Origin of the sequence: Pseudomonas sp. SZ57 (assembly GCF_009495975.1) — a bacterium.
In the GTDB taxonomy this organism is placed as follows: domain Bacteria; phylum Pseudomonadota; class Gammaproteobacteria; order Pseudomonadales; family Pseudomonadaceae; genus Aquipseudomonas; species Aquipseudomonas syringae.
Window position 1 is genome coordinate 397,635 of sequence record NZ_WIBD01000002.1, and the last position, 20,564, is coordinate 418,198.

Genomic DNA, 20,564 nt, shown 5'->3' on the forward strand with positions numbered 1-20,564 from the left:
CTAGTAGAAAAAACCATCACCGATTCCATCCGCCGCCCATGACCTTGTAGAGCGTGACCCGGTTGCTCTGCTCTGTCAGGCGCAGGGAAATCAGGTCCTGCTCGGCACTGTACAGCGAGCGTTGCGACTCGAGCGCCTCCAGATAACTCTGCGATCCGCCGCGGTATAGGGCGTCGGCCAGTTCGTAGCTTCTGCGACTGGCATCGGTGTAGGCCTGCTGCGCGGCAAGCCGCTCATCCAGCGTGCTGCGCACCGCCAAGGCATCGGCCACTTCCTTGAATGCAGTCTGGATCGTCTGCTGATAGGTCTGAATCTGGATCTGGTTCTCGACCTTGGCCGAGTCAAGCGTGGCCCGATTGGCGCCGCCGTCGAAAATCGGCACGCTGATACTTGGCGCAAAGCTCCACGCGCCGGTTCCGGACTTGAACAGACCTGAGAGGCTGGTGCTGGAAGAGCCTGCACTGGCAGTCAGGGTGATACTGGGGAAGAACGCAGCACGCGCTGCACCGATATCAATGTTCGCGGCTTTGAGTGTGTGTTCGGCACTCAGCACGTCCGGGCGACGTTGCAGGAGGCTGGAAGGCAGGCCATCCGGCACCTGCACCAATTGCGCCACCGACTGCATCTCGGCATCGGGCAGCAGTTCTTCCGGCAGATCGCTGCCGACCAGCAGACGCAGGGCATTACGGTCCTGAAGAATCTGGCTTTTATATTGCGCCACATCGCCCCTCGCCGATTCGACCGTTGTCTGCGCCTGGGCCACTTCCAGCCCGGAAGAACCGCCCAGCGCATGACTGTTTCTGGTCAGGTCGTAGCTTTTCTGCTGGCTGGCCAGCGTGTCTTCGGCAAGTTTCAGAAGCTGGTTGTCGGCGGCCAGGGTCAGCCAGCCAGTCGCCACTTCGGCGATCAGGCTGATCTGCGTACTACGCCGTGTTTCGGTCAACGCAAGGTAATCTTCGAGTGCTTCGTCCTGAAGGTTCTGGATACGCCCGAACACATCCAGCTCATAGCTGCTCAAGCCCAACTGCGCGCTGTACTCGTGGCTGATCGACGACTTTCCGGTCATCGAGGTCGATGACGGCGTGCGTGTATGCGTGCCGCTGCCACTGGCATCAATGGTCGGCAGGCTCGCCGCTCGCTCGATGCGATATTGCGCCTGCGCTTTCTCGACGTTGAGGCTGGCCAGGCGCAGGTCGCGGTTATTCACCAGCGCCAGGTTCTGCAGGCGCACCAGGCGGTTATCGATGAAAAAATTCTGCCATTCGATATCCGTGGGCACGCTGCCCGACGCAGCCGGTTGGCCAGCCGTCGCTGGCAGCCATTGGCTTGAAACCGGCGCTTCAGGGCGCTGGTAATCCGGGGCCAGGTTGACGCAGCCCGCAAGCAGCGCCGTGACAGCCAGCGAAGGCCAGAAAAGACGCATCATGCTTCACCTGTAGATGTGGGTTGAGCCGCCGGAGCATTGCCTGACGAACGACTGAAGCGGCGACGCACTTCCACGAAGAACAGCGGCACCAGGAAAATCCCCAGCACCGTGGCACTGAACATGCCGCCCAGTACGCCCGTGCCGATCGCGTTACGCCCGGCCGAGCCTGCACCGCTGCTGAGGGCCAGCGGCAGCACACCGAACATGAACGCCAGCGAAGTCATCAGAATCGGACGCAGTCGTTGCCGGGCGGCAAGAAGGGTCGCTTCATGCAGGCTTTTGCCCTGTTCCTGAAGATGTTTGGCGAACTCGACGATCAGGATCGCGTTTTTCGCCGCCAGTCCCACCGTGGTCAGCAAGCCCACCTGAAAGTAAACGTCATTGCTCAAGCCACTGATCCGCGTCGCCAGTACCGCGCCGACCACACCCAGCGGCACCACGAGCATGACCGAGAACGGCACCGACCAGCTCTCGTACAAGGCTGCCAGGCAGAGAAACACGAACAGCACTGAAATGGCGTAGAGCATTGGCGCCTGGGAGCCGGACAGGCGCAGTTGGTAGGACTGCCCGGTCCACTCGTAACCGATGCCTTCGGGAAGTTGCTTGATGATGGCTTCAACGGCATCCATTGCCGTGCCCGAGCTGACACCTGGCGCAGGATCGCCCACCACTTCAAGTGACGAGCTGCCGTTGTAACGCTCCAGCAACGGCGAACCATAGCTCCAGCTGCTGCTGGCGAACGACGAGAACGGGACCATTTCGTCATTGCTGTTACGTACGAACCAATGGTCCAGATCGGCTGATTGCATGCGCGAAGCAGCCTCGCCCTGCACATAGACTTTCTTCACTCGCCCCTGATTGAGGAAGTCATTGATGTAGCTGCCGCCCAGCGCAGTGGACAGGGTCGAGTTGATGTCACTGGTGGACAGGCTCAGTGCTCCGGCCTTGCGGTCGTCGATGGTCACTTTCAACTGCGGAGTGTCGTCCAGGCCGTTGCTGCGCACGCCCAGCATGCTCGAGTCCTTTCTCGCCAGCTCGATAAACTGCTCGCGTGCCGCCACCAGTGCCTCATGCCCCACACCGCCAAGGTCCTTGAGTTGCACGTCGAACCCCGAACTCTGCCCCAGGCCCCGTACCGCAGGGGGCTGCATGACAAACACGCTGGCGTCGCCGATGCTCGCCAGGGCCAGCGTCGCGCGCTGTGCCACCTGCGCCGCACCCTGCTCCTTGCCGGACCGCTCGCTCCAGTCCTTGAGCTTGATGAACGCCCTGGCGGTGTTCTGACTGTTACCACCCATCCCCAGCCCGGAAATGCTGATCAACGCCTCGACTTCCGGCTGTTTGAGCATGTAAGCCTCGAACTGCCGCATCACCGCTTGCGTACGGCTGTCGGTAGCGCCCACCGGCAGCTGGATCTGCGCCATCAGCGCGCCCTGGTCTTCATCCGGCAGGAACGAGGTGGGCAGGCTGACGTAACCCACCGCCATGACCACCAGCACCAGCAAATACACCAGCAGGCCCCGTCCGCGATGTTCGATGACTCCGCCCACGCCTCGCTGATAGCGATCGGCGCTGCGGTCGAACGTGCGGTTGAACCAGCCGAAAAAGCCACCGCGCTTTGCGTGCAGTTGCGCATCCGAGGCTTTGAGCATCGTTGCGCACAACGCTGGCGTCAGGGTCATTGCAACCAGCACCGAGAGCAGCATGGCCGAAACGATGGTCACCGAAAACTGCCGGTAGATAATCCCGGTGGAACCGCTGAAAAAGGCCATCGGAATGAACACGGCGCTCAGCACCAGCGCGATACCGATCAGCGCGCTGGTAATTTCATCCATTGATTTGCGGGTCGCCTCCAGCGGGCTCAGGTGCTCTTCGCCCATGACCCGCTCGACGTTTTCCACCACCACAATGGCATCGTCGACCAGCAGGCCGATGGCCAGGACCATCGCGAACATGGTCAGCGTGTTGATCGAATAGCCGAACAGCGCCAGCACGCCGAACGTGCCCAGCAGCACCACCGGCACGGTAATCGCCGGAATCAGCGTGGCACGCAGGTTCTGCATGAACAGAAACATGATCAGCACCACCAGCGCGATCGCCTCACCCAGCGACTTCACCACCTCCTTGATCGACAGGCTCACGAATGGCGTGGTGTCATAGGCAATGACTGTTTTCAGTTGCATTTGCGCGGGGTAGAACGGTTCGAGTTCCTTGAGCTTGGCCTTGATCGCTTCACCAACGCTCAGCGCGTTTGCGCCTGAGGCCAGCTGAATACCCATCGCCGCAGCAGGCCTGCCATTGAGCGCCGAGTTGATGTCATAGCTTTCGCTGCCCAACTCCACCCGCGCCACATCGCGCAAGAGCACGACCGCGCCGTCACTGGAAGATTTGACGACCACGTTCTCGAACTGCTCGGGCGTCTGCAGCTTGCTGCGGGCACTGATGGTCGCATTCAACTGCTGACCTTCCACCGCGGGCAAGGCCCCCAACTGGCCTGCCGAGACCTCGGTGTTCTGCGCCTCCAGGGCCGAGCTGATGTCGGAGGGCATCAGTGAGTACTTTTCCATCTTCGCCGGGTCCAGCCAGATACGCATCGCGTACCCCGACCCCAGGGTCTGCACGTCGCCGACACCATCCACACGGCTCAGTTGATCGAGCAGCGTGCTGGAAATGTAATCACCGATCTGCGTGCCGGTGACGCTTTCGTTATCGGAGGCCAGGGCGACCAGCATCAGGAAGTCGGAACTGCCCTTGGTCACCGTCAAGCCTTCGCTCTGCACGCTTTGCGGCAGGCGCGATTCGGCCTGCTGCAGCTTGTTCTGCACCTGCATCTGCGCCACGTCAGGGTCGGTGCCTGCGGCGAAGGTCAGGCTGATGCTCGCACTGCCCGCAGAGCTACTGGAGGCAGACATATAAGTCAGCCGGTCCAGCCCCTTCATCTGCTGCTCGATGACCTGGGTGACGGAGTCTTCGACGGTCTTGGCCGATGCGCCAGTGTAGGTGGCGGAGATCTTTACCGTCGGCGGCGCGATATTGGGGTATTGCTCAAGTGGCAGCTGGCTGATGGACAGCCCACCGGCGAACATGATGCAGATGGCAATGACCCAGGCGAAGATGGGCCGATCAATGAAGAAACGAGCCATGTTCAGCCCTCCTTCACGGTAGCGGCAGTGGCCGCAGTACCAGACGCTGGCGAATCGGCGTTGTCAGCGCTCTGCACGGTAACCTCGGTGCCTACAGGGGTTTTCTGTCCGCCTTCGACCACCACCTGATCATTGGCCTTGAGCCCGCTGCTCACCCACCACTGGTTGCCCACCGTGCGGTCGACGCTGATCACCCGCTGCTCGATCTTGCCGTCAATCACCAGCAACACCGTGGTCTGACCACTGGCACTGCGGGTGACGGCCTTTTGCGGTATCAGGATGGCATTCTGATCCTGCGCCTGTTCCAGCACCGCCACCACGTACATGCCAGGCAGCAACAACCGCTCCGGGTTGGCAAAGCTGGCACGCAGCGTCACGGTGCCGGTGCCTTCATTGACGCTGACGCCGCTGAATTGCAGGCGGCCATCCTGGTTGTAGGTGCTGCCGTCATCCAGCTTGAGGGTGATTCGGGCCTCCCCGTCGCTGTTGGTTTGCAGCTTGCCGCTGGCCAGGTCGCGCTTGAGACGCAGCAACTCGGTGGTGGACTGGGTGACATCGACGTAAATCGGGTCGAGCTGCTGAACCGTGGTCAGAGCAGTGTCCTGCTGGGCCACCACCAATGCACCGGGGGTCACCGTCGAGGTCTCGATGCGGCCGCTGATAGGCGCGGTAATCCGTGTGTAAGCCAGATTGATGCGTGCGGTCTGCACATCGGCCTCCGCCACTTTCACCTCGGCGGCAGCAGTCAGCAGGCTGGCCTCGGCGTCTTCTTTATCCTGCTGGCTGATGGCATCGATCCTGGCCAGTTGCACATCGCGTTTGGCGGTGGCCTGTGCGGACTTGAGCGTGGCACGGGACTTGGCGAGCGTGGCCTGCGACTCTGCCAGAGCCGCCTGGTAGGTCGCGCTGTCGAGTTGGTACAACGGCTGACCAGCCTTGATTTCGGCGCCTTCGACGAACAGTCGCTGCTGCACGATGCCACTGACCTGAGGCCGTATCTCGGCAACCATGAACGCTTTGGTGCGCCCCGCCAGCTCGGTGGTCAGCGATTGGCTGCGCGGTTTGACGGTGACCACCGACACGGTCGGTTTCTCCGCAGCAGGCGGCGAATTGCCGTCTGAACAACCGCTCAGAAGACCGGTAAGGGCTGCATAGATGACGAAGGTCAAAGTCATCAGGTATTTGGCGAAAATCTTGCTCGACATGATTGCCTCAGGACGTTGTGGCGAAAGCCTGACGTCAGAGTGCGAGGCAAATGTGCAGGAAAATTGAAGATTGCCGCGTTGACTTGAAACTTGCCGTCGCGAAGGCCTAAATGGACGCCGTCTTCAGGGAAACCCCGAGCCTTCATGAAATCGAGCATCTCCACCAAACTGTTTGTCGCGGTACTGGCCAGCGTACTGTCAGTGATCCTGATCATGGGCCTGACCGCGAACTGGAGTTTTGCCCGCGGCTTTCTGGGTTACCTCAACGAACAGGCCATGCAGCGCATGTCGCCGGTCCTGCCACGGCTGGCCGCCGCCTATGCGCGCGAAGGCAGTTGGGAATTCATGCGTGACAACAAGGATCGCTGGTTCGAAGTGATGCGTCCGGAGCCGGCACAGGATTTCGCCATCCCCGGGCTGGCGACACCGCCTACCTCCGACCTGACCGGAGCGGTGTTTCGGATCGCGCTGCTGGATGCGCAGAAGAACCTGGTGATGGGCTTTCCAGGGGTCCATGACGATGAGTTCATGCGCCCGGTGGAAGTCGACGGCAAAATCGTCGGCTGGATGGCGGTCACGCCCTTTCAAAGTGTCAGCGAAGCCGGTGGCGAGCGCTTTCAGCAGTACCAGTTGCGCGCCAGCCTGGCGATGGGTGTGCTGTCGCTGCTGCTGGCGGTGCTGATTGCCTGGTGGATCGCGCGCACCCTGCTCGATCCGGTCAAGCGTGTGGCCGCAGCAACCCATCGCCTTGCCGCAGGTGAATACGCCAGCCGCGTGGCGGTTTCCTCGAACGACGAGGTGGGTCAACTGGCGCGCGACTTCAACCAGCTGGCGTACACCCTGGAGCGCAATGAGAAGATGCGCCGCGAATTCATGGCCGACGTGTCCCATGAGCTGCGCACCCCGCTGTCGGTCCTGCGTGGCGAACTGGAAGCCATCGAGGATGGCGTGCGCACACTGGATCAGGCGTCGATGAAGTCCCTGCAGGGCGAAGTCGGCATGCTCAGCAAGCTGGTGGATGATCTGTATGAGCTGTCCCTGGCGGATGTGGGCGCCCTGACCTACCGCAAGGTCGACTGTGATCTGGCGGAGCTGCTGACGAATATCACTGACATGTTCGAAGAGCGTTGCGCAGCCCGTCAGTTGCATTTGCAGCTGGAGCTTGCTGGCGGAGCTCTACCGGTGCACGCAGACCCAGGACGCCTGCAGCAATTGATCAGCAACCTTCTGGAAAACTCGGTGCGCTACACCGATGCCGGTGGCACAGTGCACGTGCGTGCGGCATTGCAGGGTGATGAAGTGCGCGTCGATGTGATGGATTCCGGACCCGGCGTCGACCCGCAGCAACTGCCCAGACTGTTCGAACGTTTCTATCGCGGTGAAACTTCACGTAACCGCGCCAGCGGCGGTGCGGGTCTGGGGTTGGCGATCTGTCACAGCATCGCCCTCGCCCACGGCGGCAGCCTGAGCGCCAACCATTCGCCCACAGGCGGCCTCTGGCTGACCCTGTGCCTGCCAGGACACCTGCGCCCATGACCGCTGCAAGCCTCGAAACACCGATTCTCATTGTCGAAGACGAGCCCAAGCTGGCGTCGCTGATGCGCGACTATCTGATCGCGGCCGGCTATTCGACCCACTGCCTGAGTAACGGGCTGGACGTTGTGCCCGCCGTCAGAGCGAACGCGCCACAACTGATCCTGCTCGACATCATGCTGCCTGGCCGTGATGGCATGGACATCTGCAAGGAACTGCGCAGCTTCAGCGACGTGCCCATTGTGATGATCACCGCACGCGTCGAGGAAATCGACCGATTGCTCGGCCTGGACCTCGGTGCCGACGACTACATCTGCAAACCGTTCAGCCCACGGGAGATGGTCGCTCGCGTCAAAGCCATCCTGCGTCGGAGCTCCTCCAGCGAGACGCACACGCCCAAGGGTTTGCAGGTGGACGAAGCGCACTACCAGGCCTCGTTCAACGGGGTCACCCTGGACCTGACCCCGGTGGAACTGCGTCTGCTGGCGACCTTCGCCCGCTCACCGGGCCGGGTCTTCTCCCGTGACCACTTGCTGGACAGGCTCTACTCGGATCACCGCGTAGTGACCGATCGCACCGTGGACAGCCACATCCGCAACCTGCGCCGCAAACTGGAACAGGCCTGCCCGGGTCAGGACCCGATCCAGTCGCTGTACGGGGTGGGTTACAAGCTGGAGTTGTGACCGGCTCTGCGCGGAGCATGGGCACGATAGTGATCTACCTGACGACTATCGTTCCTCACGCTCCCGCGTGGGAATGCCTGTCGTGACGCTCCGCGTCACAAATCTGCGCCGCTCCGCCTGCGCAACGACAGTCATCACACTTCAGGCACTTTCCGTTTGCCGGTTGCGCTGCAGCGCAGCCAGGTCGCGGAATACGGCACCCGGATGGCCCTCTTCCAGACGCGGCCCATCGCCAAACAGCTTTTCGCGCAACGTGCCCCTGGCGTATTCGGTCTTGTAGACGCCGCGCTTCTGAAGCTCCGGCACCAACAGCTCGACCGCATCGATGAAGGTTTCATGGGTCAGCGCGTACGCCAGGTTGAACCCGTCGACGTCGGTTTCTTCAACCCACTCCTGCAGCAGGTCGGCCACGGTTTCCGGGCTGCCGACAAACAGCGGGCCGAAGCCACCGATGCCGACCCAATCGGCCAGTGCCTGCGGCGTCCATATGGTGTTCGGGTCTGCCGTGGAAAAGGTCTCGACGGCCGACTGAATGGCATTGGTGTGAACGTGGCGCAGGGGTTCGTCGGGCTTGAACTGGCTGAAGTCGATGCCGGTCCAGCCGGAAATCAACGCCATCGCGCCCTCATAGCTGACCCAGCTTTTGTATTCCTCGAATTTGGCCCTGGCCTTGGCATCCGTCTCGCCAAGGATCACCGTCTGCAAATTGAAAATCAGCACCTTGGACGGGTCGCGACCCGCCTCTGCAGTGCGCCGGCGGATATCGGCCACGGTCTTTTTCAGCAGGACTTTCGAGGGCGCTGCAACGAAAACGCATTCGGCGTGCTCGGCGGCGAACTGCTTGCCGCGGCTTGAAGCGCCAGCCTGATAGAGCACAGGCGTGCGTTGCGGCGACGGCTCGCACAAGTGGATGCCAGGCACCTGGAAGTGTTTGCCGACATGGCGAATCTCGTGGATTTTGCTCGGATCACTGAATACCCGGCGCTCCCGGTCACGCAGAATCGCGCCGTCTTCCCAGCTGCCTTCCCAGAGTTTGTAACAAACCTCCAGATACTCCTCCGCGTAGTCGTAGCGCGCGTCGTGTTCGGTGAGGGTTTTCTGACCCAGGTTCTTCGCGCCGCTTTCCAGATACGAGGTGACGATATTCCAGCCTGCGCGCCCCTTGGTCAGGTGATCCAGCGTCGACAGGCGACGGGCAAACGGATAGGGATGTTCAAACGACAGCGACGCGGTCAGGCCGAAGCCCAGGTGTTCAGTCACCAGCGCCATGGGCGGGATGAGCTGCAACGGGTCATTGACCGGCACCTGAGTGGCCTGGCGAATCGCCGCCTCGCCGTTGCCGCGATACACGTCGTAAATACCCAGTACATCGGCAATGAACAAACCATCGAACTTGCCGCGCTCGAGAATTTTCGCCAGATCGGTCCAGTACTCGAGGTCCTTGTACTGCCAGGAGCGGTCACGCGGATGCGCCCAGAGGCCCGGCGATTGATGGCCGACGCAGTTCATGTCAAACGCGTTGAGGCGGATTTGGCGGGACATACACTTACTCCTGAAGCTGTGGCGGAACCACGCCGTTGAGGCGTTGATTGCCGATAACCTGATAGTGCCAGCGCAGCGGTTCACGGCCGGTTGGGGCTGGCAATGACGGGCGCTGCCCGGTCAATTCGTATTGAATATTGCCCACCGCCTGCAAAGCCTCGGCGCTGGCAATGACCGCCTCGCTGCTGGCGATCAGGCGTTGCTCGGCGGAAGCGTCCAGCCGCCGGGCGCGCTCCAGCAGCGCGGCGGCGACGTCCAGACGAATCTGCAGGTCCCCGACCTTGCTGATCACATAAGGGTCATCGACCACACGCTGCAGACCACTGAGCGACCACGGCCGACCGTGCTCACGCAGGTAATCGAGGGTGTGGCGCAGGCCTTGGCGCGCCTGATCAAGGTCTTCGGTGGCGACCGCCAGTTGTGCGGTAATTACGGGATGCGTCATGGGCGTACTCCTTGATCAGTTCCAGGCGTGACGTGGCGGTGCAATACCGTTGAGCACCTGATTGCCGATCAGGTGGTATTTCCAGCGCGCCGGGTCATGCAGCGTGTGGGTGCGCGCGTTGCGCCAGTAACGGTCGAGATTGAGTTTGCCGAGCACCGAGCGGGTGCCGGCCAGTTCGAACAGCTGGGTGCTGGCGAGCAAGGCAATCTGCGCCGACAGCACCTTGGCCTGGGCGACGATCACCGAGGCCTGCGCGACGCTGGCTTCACTGGGTTCGGCCAAAGCATGGTCGATGGCCTGCCCGGCTTTGGCGAGGATCGCGTCGGTGCCGTGCAAGCGCCACTGCAAATCACCGATGGCGGCAATGCTGAACGGGTCCTGCCAGCCGAAATCCTGCTTGCTGTCGATCCATGGTCGGGCCAGCCGGGCGTGCTTCAGGGTTTCCTCGAACGCGCCGTGAGCAATGCCGGTGTCCACCGCCGCCTGAATGATCTGCGAAATCGGCCCATGGGCAGTCGGTTCGTCGAAAGCACGATGCGCCGGGATCACCGCACTCGAGGGTACGCGAACGGCTTTTAAAACAGCCCCGCCGCTGGCCGTGGTGCGCTGCCCGAAACCGTCCCAGTTATCGATGATGGTCAGGCCCGGATTGTCGCGTTCGACGAAGGCGATGAACGCCTGATTCAGCTCGTTGACGCCGGAAACCGGCACGATGTGCGCGAACAGGGCGCCGGTGCAGTAGAACTTTTCGCCGTCCAGCACCGCGTGCTCGCCCTCGAAGCGAATCCGGGTCTGAAAGGCGCCGGCGTTCTTGCTTTTCGACTCGGAGAACGCATTGCCGAAGCGGTAGCCGGCCAGCGCCTTGCCGAAGTAGTGGCGTTTCTGCTCCTCGGTGCCGGTCTGCAAGAGAATATCGAGCACGCCCAGGTGGTTCTGCGGGATTTGCCCGAGTGAAGGGTCGGCGGCAGAAACAAGCTTGATCACTTCCGCGACGGTGACATAGGAAACGCCGGCACCGCCGTAGGCCTTGGGTACGGTAATGGCCCACAGGCCGCTGGCGGAGAACTCATCCAGCTCGGCGACTGGCAGACGCCGTTCGCGATCACGCACTGAAGCTTCTTCAGCGAAGCGACCGGCCAGTGCCCTGGCCACTTCGATGGCTTCGGCGTCCGAGCCAATGATGTGCGCTGCGGGAGGTGCGGCAGTTGAAAGGGAGGAAGGAAAACTCATGGACAGGCTCCTGCTCGTTGGCGACAGGTTGAAAACACTCAACACGCTTGAACCTGAACATTGCACAGCCCGTGCCGAAAAATATTTCCCTTTAAAAACATTAAGTTGCGAAGTAACGCTCACGAATGGCCGCACCCTGCAGCGCAAAATGTTCGAACGCTGTTGCTGGCCGAACAGCGGCGCACTCGCAGCGCATCCAGCGCAGACACAGGTATTTCAGGGCTCATGAGCTGCCGACGTGGCTGACGACGCGGTGGGATTTGCCAACCAGCGCTCATGCCACTGTTGGCTGACCAACAAGAAAAACATCTCACCAAAAATAAATGATAAAAATCAGCCAGTTACATTCAGGCACAAAGCATGCAAAGAGTCTGACGAACCTTCCACCGGCCCGTGTGCCGATCTCTTCGCGCTCAGGAGTACTGCATGACTCAAACAACCGGCTCAAACCCGCTCTCGCTGGGGACCGATTACGAAACTCTGGCCAACCGATTTCGCCCGATCTTCCGTGAGATCGGCGCTGGCAGCGTCGAACGCGAAAAAGCCCGCGCCCTGCCCCGTGAACCGATTGCCTGGCTGCAGAAAGCCGGTTTCGGCGCTGTGCGTGTACCTATCGAATATGGCGGTGCGGGTGCATCGATCAGCCAGCTGTTTCAACTGCTGATCGAGCTGGCCGAAGCCGACTCGAACATTCCGCAAGCCCTGCGCGCGCACTTCGCTTTCGTCGAAGACCGCCTGAATGCACCACCCGGCGCGGACCGTGACCAGTGGTTTGCGCGCTTTGTGGCCGGGGATCTGGTGGGTAACGGCTGGACCGAAGTCGGCGCGGTGAAAATTGGCGATGTGATTACCAAGGTCAGCCCGCAAGGCGATGGTTTCGTGCTCAACGGCACCAAGTTCTACAGCACCGGCAGCATCTTTGCCGACTGGATCGACGTCTACGCCCAGCGCTCCGATACTGGCGCCGATGTGATCGCGGTCGTCGACGCCAGGCATGCCGGCGTGCGTCACAGTGACGATTGGGACGGGTTCGGCCAGCGCACCACCGGCAGCGGCACCTCGGTCTACGACAACGTACCGCTGCCGGCCACACACGTCATACCGTTCGAGCAACGCTTCAAATACCAGACGGCGTTTTATCAATTGGTGCTGCTGGCGGTGCTGGCCGGTATTGGTCGAGCCGTCGAACGCGACATCGCTCAGGAAGTGCGCGATCGCAAACGCGTCTTCAGCCATGGCAACGCCGGGAGCGTCAGTCAGGACTCACAAGTACAGCAAGTGGTCGGTCAGATCGCCGCCCAGGTCTACGCCGCCGAGGCTGCAACGCTACGCTCCGCCGAGCCGTTGCAGCGTGCGTACGTGGCACGCTTCGGCAATGACCCACAGCGGGAAAAAGACGCCAATATTGCCGCCGAAATCGAGACCGCCAAGGCCCAGGTGATCGTCTCGGAACTGGTGCTGTGCGCTGCCAGCGATCTGTTCAACGCACTGGGCGCTTCAGGTGTCAGCGTCAACAAGGCGCTGGATCGCCACTGGCGTAATGCGCGCACAGCGGCATCGCACAATCCGCTGATCTACAAGGCGCGCATTGTCGGTGACTGGCGCATCAACGGCACCGAGCCGCCTTTTGTCTGGCAGATCGGCAGCGGTAAAGGCAACGCTTGAGGCGCACTTACGCCGTGTTACGCAGCAGTTGGCGACTGGTAAAACTGAACGCCAGCACCAGAAAGATCAGCGCCCCGGTCGCAACCTGCTGCCAATAGAAGTTCCAGCCGATCAGCAACAGGCCATTGGCGATCACGTTGATGAACAGCACCCCCAAAAGTGTACCCGGAATATTCGGACGCCCTTGACGACTGAGCGTCGTACCGATGAACACGGCGCCGATGGCATTGATCAGGTAAGCGTTGCCTGACATCGGCACGTAGGCGTTGACCGTCGAGCTGAGCAGGATACCCGCCACCGCACAGGCCAGCGCGCTGGCGAAAAACACCTGCACGGCAATGCGTCGCGTGGGCAGGCCCGAGTAATACGCCAGTTGCGGCTGCGTGCCCAGCGCAAGGATTTCCCGCCCCAGACGTCCGCGCGCCAGGATCAGCCCGTAAAGCCCTGCCAGCAACCCGACCACCAGCAGCGGCAATGGCACGCCGAGGATCGACACAGCGCTGATCCCCGGTAATACGCCCTGAGCGATATAGATCGGCTGGCCACCGTCGGATAACAACTGTTGCACGCTGGTGCCGATAAACAGCGTACCCAGCGTCGCCAGGAACGGCGAAATGCGCAGCCCGGCGATCAGCATCGCGTTGAACGCCCCGGCGATGCCCCCTGCCAGCATAGCGACGGCAATGGCCGCGCCCAGACCATGACCGCCATTCAGGGTGACGACGAAACCGAGGCTGGCAAAGTCCAGCGCCGTTCCCACCGACAGATCGATACCGCCAGCCGCAACAGCCCAGGTCATGCCGATTGCGACGATGGCCAGCAACACGAAGTTGTTCAGCACCAGACTCGACAGGTTGCCCCAACTCAGAAAGCCCGGTGCATTGATCGCGAAAAACAGCAGGATGATCAGCACCAACAGCGGCAGGACCGCTGGCAAAAGGCGCGGCAGCACCTTGACCAGCGTCGAAGAGGTACTCAGGGTCAGCGTACTCATTGTTCACCCTCCCGGCGGCCGAATGCCCCGGAAAATGCCACCACCAACAGAATCAACACGCCTTGCACGCCGTTGACCCAGAAGCTGGAAATGTTCAGCAATTGAAAACCGTTGATCAGAAAGCCCAGGAGCAGCGTCGCCAACAGCGTGCCGGGAATGTTGGCGGTCAGACGCCGCGAGAACACCACGCCAAGAAAGGCAATGGCCACCACTGACAACAACATGTCGCCGGAACCGGTCGTGCTGCCGCTGAAAAACGCTGCGGAGCAGAATGCAGCCAGTGCAGCGCAGCCACCGGCAATCAGGTAACTGGCAAACACATAGCGCCGCAGATTCAACCCGGCCGCCTCGGCTGCTTGCGGGTATTCGCCAATGGCGTACAGACGCAGGCCGAACGCGCTGTGCTGAATCAACAGCCACAACACTGCCGCGACACTCAGCAGCACCCAGGCTAACGCCGGGACACCCAGCCAGACACCGGACGCCAGGCTGTCGAGCAATGCCGAGTCGGTCGCCAGCACAGTGTTCTGGGTCAGCACCAGTTCCAGGCCGGCAATCAGGTTCATGCTCGCCAAGGTCGCCAGTAACGGCGGCAAGCGTAGAAACACCACCGCCAGGCCGTTGAACGCGCCGACCAACAGGCCGCAGCCGAGCGTCAGGCCAATCGCTTGCCAGGCATCGAACCCGGCATTGTTCAGGCTGCTGTAAACGGCCGCACACAGACCGAGATTGGCCGCCAGCGACAGGTCAAGGCCGCCGCTGACCACATTGGAACCACCACCGATAACCACGCAGGTCAGGCCCAGCGCGAGTATGCCGAGGGTTGCTGACTGGGCGAACACGTTGCTGATGTTGCCGAGGCTGAGGAAGTTAGGCGCACTGACAGCAAAGCCCAGCAGAATCGCCAGAAACACCAGCAACGACCCGCGCTGCGCCAGCTGCACGCGCCAGCGTTGCGCTGGATCGCCAGCCTGTGCGATTGATAGATCAAGCGCGGACATAATGGGCCTCCGCAGGGAGTGATTGGCTGTCATGGTCGCTTTCACTGGCGCCCGTGGCGCAGGCCAGCAGCTGGTCGCTGTCGGTGCCCAGTGAGTCGAATTCGCCTGCAATGCGTCCTCTGTGCAGGACCACAATGCGCTGAGTGATGCCGATCAGCTCCGGCAAGTCCGACGACAGCACCAGCACCGCCGCGCCGCCCTCGGCAAGCCGGGCAATCAATCGGTAGATCTCCACCTTGGCGCCGATGTCGACGCCAACGCTGGGCTCGTCCAGCAGGTATAACGTCGAATGGCGGCTCAGCCACTTGCCCAGCGCAACCTTCTGCTGGTTGCCACCGCTGAGCGCGTGCACAGGCGCATCATGGCCTGAGGTCTTGATTGCCAGTTCATCGATCAGGTGTTGGCTTTCCCCGGCCTGCGCCGCAGCGTCGAGCATTCCCCAGCGGCTGAAGCGCCCCAGGCTGGCCAGCGTGATGTTCTCCAGCACTGAAAGCGCCGGTGCCACGCCATGCGTGCGGCGCTCCTCGGGGACCAGCGCGATGCCATTCCTTACCGCGTCACGCGGTGATTTCAGTTGCAACGGCTGACCGTTCAACAACAGTTCGCCGCGATCCGGCTTGAGCAGCCCGAACAGGCTCTTGAGTAGCTCCTTGGCACCCGAGCCGACCAGACCGGTCAGGCCCAGCACTTCGCCACGCCGCACGCTCAGGTCAACGCCGTCGTAAAAGCGCCCTGCCCCCAGCCCGCGCAGTTGCAGCACGGGCGTGCCGGGTGATGTCCGGGCACGAAAATATTGCTCGCCGACCTCCCGATTGACCATCAGCCGGGCGATCTGCGCGGTGCTGGTGAGTGCCGGATCGACCACCGCCACATCGCGGCCGTTACGCAACACGGTGACCTGATCACACAGCGATTCGATCTCCTGCAAGTAGTGGGAAATGTAGACAATGGTCAGCCCTTCATCGCGCAGGCGGCGGACGATGTCCAGCAAGCGGTCCACCTCCTGCGTGACCAGTGACACGCTCGGCTCGTCGAACACCAGCACCTTCGGCCTGGCGAGCAGCGCGCGAGTGATCTGCAGTATCTGTCGCTGGGCGCTGTCCAGATCGCGTACCAGCGCCCCGGCGGGCAGGCGCATGGCAAAGTAATCGTCCAGAAGTCTTGCCGCCTCACGCTCTTGGGCGCGGCGATCGAAGAAGGGGCCACGCTTGATTTCCTGCCCGAAAAACAGCGCCTCTCCGACGCTGAAGCTGCCCGGCAGCAGTCGCTCCTGATGAATGAAATGCACGCCTGCGGCCTCGACCTGACGCGGCGTGAAACTCTCGAACGGCTGGCCATGAATACTCAAACGGCCGGCATCGGCGCGATGAATACCGGCGAGAACCTTGATCAGGGTCGACTTGCCCGCCCCGTTTTCACCCACCAGCCCGTGAATCGTTCCGGCCTCGACCTTAAGGTTTACGCCATCCAGCGCCTGGGTGGCGCCAAAGCGCTTGCTGATACCCTTCAAGTGCAAGGCCGGCGGCACCGCCGCGACGTCTGCAATCGCTGATCTCATGATTGATCTCCCGCGTCAGTTATCGCCTCTGAGCTTTTGCACGTCCGGCAGATTGGCGGCCGTGGTCAGCAAGGTGGGCGCCTGGGTCTCCTTTGGCAGATCGTGCTGTCCGGCCAGGTAACGAGCAACGTTCTGCACCGCGGTTTTGCCGATCAATGCAGGCTGCTGGGCAACCACGGCACCCACCGGCGAATCTTCGCGGCGCATCAGCTCGAGCACTTCCGGCGTGCCGTCGACGCCGTAGGTCTTGATTTCGGTTCTGCCGGCGTCGATCAGCGCCTTGCTGGCGCCCAGTTGCGGGATGTCCCAGGCGGCCCAGATCGCCGAAACACTGCCTTTGGGGTACTTGTTGAGCAACGCCGAGACTTGCGAGTAGGCGTCCTGAACCGTGTTGGGAATGACATCGCGCAACTCGGGCTCGATGATTTTCAGCTGCGGATGATCCTTGAGCGCCAACTTGAGCTGGTCATAACGAATGGCGCAGACCGGCACGCCATAAAAGCCATTGAACACCAGCACGTTACCCTGGCCACCTGCGTCCTTGATCAGTTGCCCGGCCAATGCCTTGCCGGTGGCCACGTTGTCGGACGTGGTGTTGTTGAGGCTGTATTGCGAGGGCGCATCGATGGTGAACAGCGGAATACCCGCCTTGCTGATGCGCTTGAGCCAAGGGTCGATAACACTGAGGGTGCCGAGGGTCTGGATCACCGCATCGGGCTTTTGCGTGACCACGGTCTGCAATTGATTGACCAGGTTCTTGTCGTTGCGACCGGCATCGAGTGTGATGGGCGTGCCGCCCAGGCGCTTGACCTCATCCACCTGCGCCTGGAAGGCCTTGATATCGAAGTAGTGACTGGTGCCGGTCATGCTGATCGCAATGCGTTTACCGGCCAGCGAAGGCACGTCACTGTCCTCGGCATAAGCGGTTGCGACGAGGCTGGTGGCCAGCAGGGTCAGCACCAGAGTGCGCCCTATTGCATGCAGGCGGTTGGTCTTGGGGATCGGGACGACATCAGGCATTCGGGTGGCTCCGCTGGCTCAGGAAAACAATCCTGATCGGCAGTGCACAGGTCATGCCCAAAGCTTTGCGCTGCGCCTTGTGATGGCGCGAGGCCCGGCGCCAGGCGGTTTCAAGCTGTTGCGCTGGATGGTGTGGGTGCGCATTAGCAAGGTTTTACCGGCGCAAACGCCGAACACATTGTCGATTCGCTGTTGCCCGGACAACAGCGAATCGATGCGGGAGCGTGCTTGCTACAGGAGCGTGTTATCTGAGCTTGAACTGCCCCAGCGTAGTCGTCAGGTCACTCGCCAGCTCGGCCAGCGACTGACTGGCACTGCCGGTCTGGCTGGTGCGCACCGCCGATTGTGCCGACAAGTCACGAATGCGCACCAGGTTGCGGTCCACTTCCCGCGCAACCAGCGCTTGTTCTTCGGAGGCGCTGGCGATCACCGTGTTGCGCTCATCGATGACCATGACCGAACTGGCGATGCTGGCCAGCACAGCGTTGGCCGACTCGGCCTGTTGTTTGGTGCGCTGCGCCTGGTCGGTACTGACTTCAAGCGCGACCAGGGTACTTTTGGTGCCCTGCTGGATGTGCCCGACCATGGTTTCGATCTCGCGAGTCGATTCGCTGGTGCGGTGGGCCAGAGCGCGTACCTCGTCGGCGACCACGGCAAAACCCCGTCCGGCATCGCCCGCGCGTGCCGCTTCGATGGCAGCGTTGAGGGCCAGCAGGTTGGTTTGCTCGGACACTGCGCGAATGACATCCAGAACCTTGGTGATATCCAGCGTGCGGGTTGCCAGCGCCTGCGCCTCGACGGATGCCGTGCCAACATTTCGGGTCAGTTCAAGGATCGACTGGACGGTTTGATTGAGCTCTTCCTGACCTTCGCGAGCCGACACCGAAGAGGCTTTGGATTCCACCGAAGTGGTCACCGCATTACGCGCCACTTCATCGACCGCCTGACTCATCTCGGTGACTGCGGTGGCGGCCATTTCGATTTCGCTGTTCTGCACCACCAGATCGGCGTTGCTGTTAACCATCAGGGCGCTCATTTCTTCCGTGGCCGACGCCAACTGGTGAGCGGCATCGCCCACCTGGGTCAGGGTCTGGCTCAAATTGCCGCGCATGCGCTCCATCGATTGCAGCAACAGGGCCGCCTCGTCAGTGCCCTCACGGTTGATTGCGCTGGGACGCAGGTCGCCCGCGGCAATGGTTTCCGAGCTGTGCAGCGCCTGACTGATCGGCACTGCGAGACTTTTGGTCAGACGCCAGGCAAGCAATACGGTCAACAACACCGTCAGAAACATGACCCCATAAGTGACGATCAGGGCGTTCTCATACACCGACGTCGCTGCAGCGCTGGATTCGGCTTCGGAGTCGTCATTGATCTTTTCCAGCTTGCCCAGGGAGGCTTCGATACTTTCCGCCATGGCCTTCATCTCGCCCCAGACGAGCGCCCTTCCGGCCTCTGCCTGGTTCTCGTTGATCAGCGTATAGACCTTCTCGGCACGCTCGATGTAGCCCTGATAAGTGCTCTTCAGCCCCTCGACGAGTGCCCGCTCGTCATCCTCGGTGATCAGCGGGTCGTAGGCCTCTACGGCCTTTTGGAACCCGGCCTTCTTTTCAAGGAGCTCGGTGTGAGCCAGAACCACCTGCGCAAGATCATGCGTGGCAAGCATTTTGGCCACGGTGGTGCGGGTTTTCTCGACCGCCAGGGCAATATCGTCACCCAGCGCAATCCCTGGAAGCGCGTCGTTTTCGATTTCAAGCGATTGCTCACGAATACCGTGCAATTGCTGAATGCTGAAAATACCAAGCCCGAACACCAGCACCACCATCAACGCAAAGCAGGCGGAGGTCCGCGCGGCTATTTTCAGCTGTCTCAGCATCTTCAATCCCCTTCCCGTGACCGGTAAATAAATGAGTACCGTCATTCCTATCGGCAGAACAGGAAAAAGGATGAAGATGCTCCGAACAGAGAGGTGCCACTGTTATCAAGGCCCACCCGAATCGAAGCTTATGGTAGGTTTCGCGACGCTCGATAATCGCGAGATGGACGGATCTTTCCCCCTTCAGACTGACTTCCTGGAGCTGCCATGAAACCTTGCTACGCCGCTGCACTGCTTGCTTTCTCACTGCCTGGCATCGCTTGCGCAGGCGACGCGCTACCCACCTACTCCGCCATCACCCAGGCGTTGAACACCGGAGAGTCGGTCGCTGTGGTGATCGACCTGGGACAATGCAAATCCTCGATCGCCGGTGCCGAGCCGTCCAAAACCAAAGGCGGCAAACGCATCGATGCCTACCGCATCACCCCCGACGGCACCCTGGCATTTTCGGACACCCACTTCAGCCTCGATCGCGATAACAAACCCATCGAGCAATTCATTCGTTATCAGATACGCCCGAACGGCACCGCCACATTCAGCATGACCACACTGAATGTTCCTGGTTATCAGCAGGTGGGCACTCCGGTAAGTTATGAGTGTGCGGTCGGCAAGGGATTGAGCTTTTTTGCCGGATGAGCCGGCTCATGACCTGACCGCATAAGACACAAAGACGTCGGCGTGGGGGAAAAACCAGCCTCACGCCGTCAGAAATAAAGCTCGATGTGCGCCATCACATCAGCGTTTTCTTTCAGTGTCTGCTTACCGGTCGTTAACCTGAAAAATGCTGACACGCAGGCTGTCATCCCCCGACTTGATGCTCACCCTGCCGACGTACAGATTGCGCTGCAAGTGATCATGCGCACCGGAAGGCACGCTGAACTGCTTGCTGCATGTAAAGCGCGAGTCGGTCAAAGGCGCCCGGTCCGTTTCATGCCCTGCCAGGAGTCCCTCGCCCACTACCTCTATGTTTACTCCGTGATCAGTGAACAAGGTGTAGTACAGGCTGACACGCACAAGGTCGTCGCCCTGGGGCACCAGATAAAGACTGCCTCCAGGAAGTACCTGCCCCTGCAATCGCTCGCCACGAAACTCTCCGCCCTGTATTTCACAGCTGCTGCGCTGCATCTTCGAAGGGTCGCAAAGCAATTGCGGCTTATCGATACGCAGGTGAATGGTCAATATTTCATGCAACTGCATCGTCTCTATCCCCCTACTCCCCATGGCGCCTGTGACGACTGGCGCATCG

General features: G+C 61.2%; 17 protein-coding genes and 1 pseudogene. 5 read left to right on the top strand and 13 right to left on the bottom strand.

The features are described from left to right. Window positions 1-16: 16 nt before the first annotated feature. The 3 genes from GE543_RS01875 to GE543_RS01885 are packed head-to-tail and all read right to left on the bottom strand — an operon-like array spanning window position 17 to window position 5,774. Window positions 17-1,423 (bottom strand): efflux transporter outer membrane subunit, encoded by a 1,407-nt coding sequence (locus GE543_RS01875; protein WP_153220749.1) that lies wholly within the window; start codon window positions 1,421-1,423, stop codon window positions 17-19. Next, window positions 1,423-4,569: an efflux RND transporter permease subunit gene (locus GE543_RS01880; protein ID WP_153220414.1), complete on the bottom strand. Its 3,147-nt coding sequence runs from the start codon at window positions 4,567-4,569 to the stop codon at window positions 1,423-1,425. Before GE543_RS01880 ends, GE543_RS01875 begins: the two co-directional genes overlap by 1 nt. 2 nt (window positions 4,570-4,571) lie before the next feature. After that, a complete protein-coding gene (locus tag GE543_RS01885) occupies window positions 4,572-5,774 on the bottom strand; it encodes an efflux RND transporter periplasmic adaptor subunit (protein WP_153220416.1) in 1,203 nt (400 codons plus the stop codon). Between the two features lie 144 nt (window positions 5,775-5,918). On the opposite strand from GE543_RS01885, the gene baeS reads away from it, so the two are divergent. Together baeS and GE543_RS01895 are read left to right on the top strand one after the other, a co-directional pair. After that, a complete protein-coding gene (baeS, locus tag GE543_RS01890; protein ID WP_046235209.1) occupies window positions 5,919-7,310 on the top strand; it encodes a sensor histidine kinase efflux regulator BaeS in 1,392 nt (463 codons plus the stop codon). Continuing rightward, window positions 7,307-7,990, top strand: coding sequence for a response regulator (locus GE543_RS01895; RefSeq protein ID WP_003314799.1), 684 nt, complete (start codon window positions 7,307-7,309; stop codon window positions 7,988-7,990). The genes baeS and GE543_RS01895 overlap by 4 nt, the downstream gene beginning before the upstream one ends. 141 nt (window positions 7,991-8,131) lie before the next feature. Here GE543_RS01895 and GE543_RS01905 read toward each other — a convergent pair whose 3' ends face one another. From GE543_RS01905 to GE543_RS01915, 3 genes are read right to left on the bottom strand one after another with little or no spacing between them, the layout of a single operon-like run. Then, window positions 8,132-9,532, bottom strand: coding sequence for an LLM class flavin-dependent oxidoreductase (locus GE543_RS01905; RefSeq protein WP_153220418.1), 1,401 nt, complete (start codon window positions 9,530-9,532; stop codon window positions 8,132-8,134). A 4-nt stretch (window positions 9,533-9,536) separates the two neighbouring features. Then, entirely contained in the window at window positions 9,537-9,977 is a 441-nt protein-coding gene (locus GE543_RS01910) for an acyl-CoA dehydrogenase (RefSeq protein WP_153220420.1), read from the bottom strand. 15 nt (window positions 9,978-9,992) lie between these two features. Then, a complete protein-coding gene (locus GE543_RS01915) occupies window positions 9,993-11,207 on the bottom strand; it encodes an SfnB family sulfur acquisition oxidoreductase (RefSeq protein WP_046235212.1) in 1,215 nt (404 codons plus the stop codon). On the opposite strand from GE543_RS01915, the gene GE543_RS27060 reads away from it, so the two are divergent. Both GE543_RS27060 and GE543_RS01925 read left to right on the top strand, forming a co-directional pair. After that, window positions 11,206-11,436 (top strand): hypothetical protein, encoded by a 231-nt coding sequence (locus GE543_RS27060; RefSeq protein WP_162234410.1) that lies wholly within the window; start codon window positions 11,206-11,208, stop codon window positions 11,434-11,436. The genes GE543_RS01915 and GE543_RS27060 overlap by 2 nt on opposite strands. Before the next feature lie 197 nt (window positions 11,437-11,633). Next, complete coding sequence (locus GE543_RS01925; protein WP_153220422.1) at window positions 11,634-12,872, top strand: acyl-CoA dehydrogenase family protein; 1,239 nt, start codon at window positions 11,634-11,636, stop codon at window positions 12,870-12,872. Window positions 12,873-12,879: 7 nt separating this feature from the next. On the opposite strand, the gene GE543_RS01930 is transcribed toward GE543_RS01925, so the two are convergent. The 6 genes and pseudogenes from GE543_RS01930 to GE543_RS27720 all read right to left on the bottom strand — a co-directional run. Next, the gene (locus GE543_RS01930; RefSeq protein WP_046235214.1) at window positions 12,880-13,866 is read right to left on the bottom strand and encodes an ABC transporter permease; all 987 of its coding nucleotides are present in this window, start codon (window positions 13,864-13,866) and stop codon (window positions 12,880-12,882) included. Continuing rightward, the gene (locus GE543_RS01935) at window positions 13,863-14,867 is read right to left on the bottom strand and encodes an ABC transporter permease (RefSeq protein WP_153220424.1); all 1,005 of its coding nucleotides are present in this window, start codon (window positions 14,865-14,867) and stop codon (window positions 13,863-13,865) included. Before GE543_RS01935 ends, GE543_RS01930 begins: the two co-directional genes overlap by 4 nt. Further along, window positions 14,854-16,425 (bottom strand): sugar ABC transporter ATP-binding protein, encoded by a 1,572-nt coding sequence (locus GE543_RS01940; RefSeq protein ID WP_153220426.1) that lies wholly within the window; start codon window positions 16,423-16,425, stop codon window positions 14,854-14,856. The genes GE543_RS01935 and GE543_RS01940 overlap by 14 nt, the downstream gene beginning before the upstream one ends. Before the next feature lie 15 nt (window positions 16,426-16,440). Next, window positions 16,441-17,445, bottom strand: a complete 1,005-nt coding sequence (locus tag GE543_RS01945; RefSeq protein ID WP_153220428.1) for a sugar ABC transporter substrate-binding protein — start codon at window positions 17,443-17,445, stop codon at window positions 16,441-16,443. A gap of 244 nt (window positions 17,446-17,689) precedes the next feature. Next, the gene (locus tag GE543_RS01950) at window positions 17,690-18,859 is read right to left on the bottom strand and encodes a methyl-accepting chemotaxis protein (protein ID WP_371927082.1); all 1,170 of its coding nucleotides are present in this window, start codon (window positions 18,857-18,859) and stop codon (window positions 17,690-17,692) included. Beyond that, window positions 18,839-19,363, bottom strand: a pseudogene (locus GE543_RS27720) (MCP four helix bundle domain-containing protein); the annotation flags it as partial. The pseudogene GE543_RS27720 and the gene GE543_RS01950, both read right to left, overlap by 21 nt. Before the next feature lie 162 nt (window positions 19,364-19,525). Between GE543_RS27720 and GE543_RS01955 the strand changes: the two are divergent. After that, on the top strand, window positions 19,526-19,954 hold the full coding sequence (locus tag GE543_RS01955) for a VirK family protein (protein ID WP_153220432.1): 429 nt from the start codon (window positions 19,526-19,528) through the stop codon (window positions 19,952-19,954). Window positions 19,955-20,077: 123 nt separating this feature from the next. Here GE543_RS01955 and GE543_RS01960 read toward each other — a convergent pair whose 3' ends face one another. Continuing rightward, window positions 20,078-20,524, bottom strand: a complete 447-nt coding sequence (locus GE543_RS01960) for a DUF3237 family protein (RefSeq protein WP_371927083.1) — start codon at window positions 20,522-20,524, stop codon at window positions 20,078-20,080. Between the last annotated feature and the right edge of the window lie 40 nt (window positions 20,525-20,564).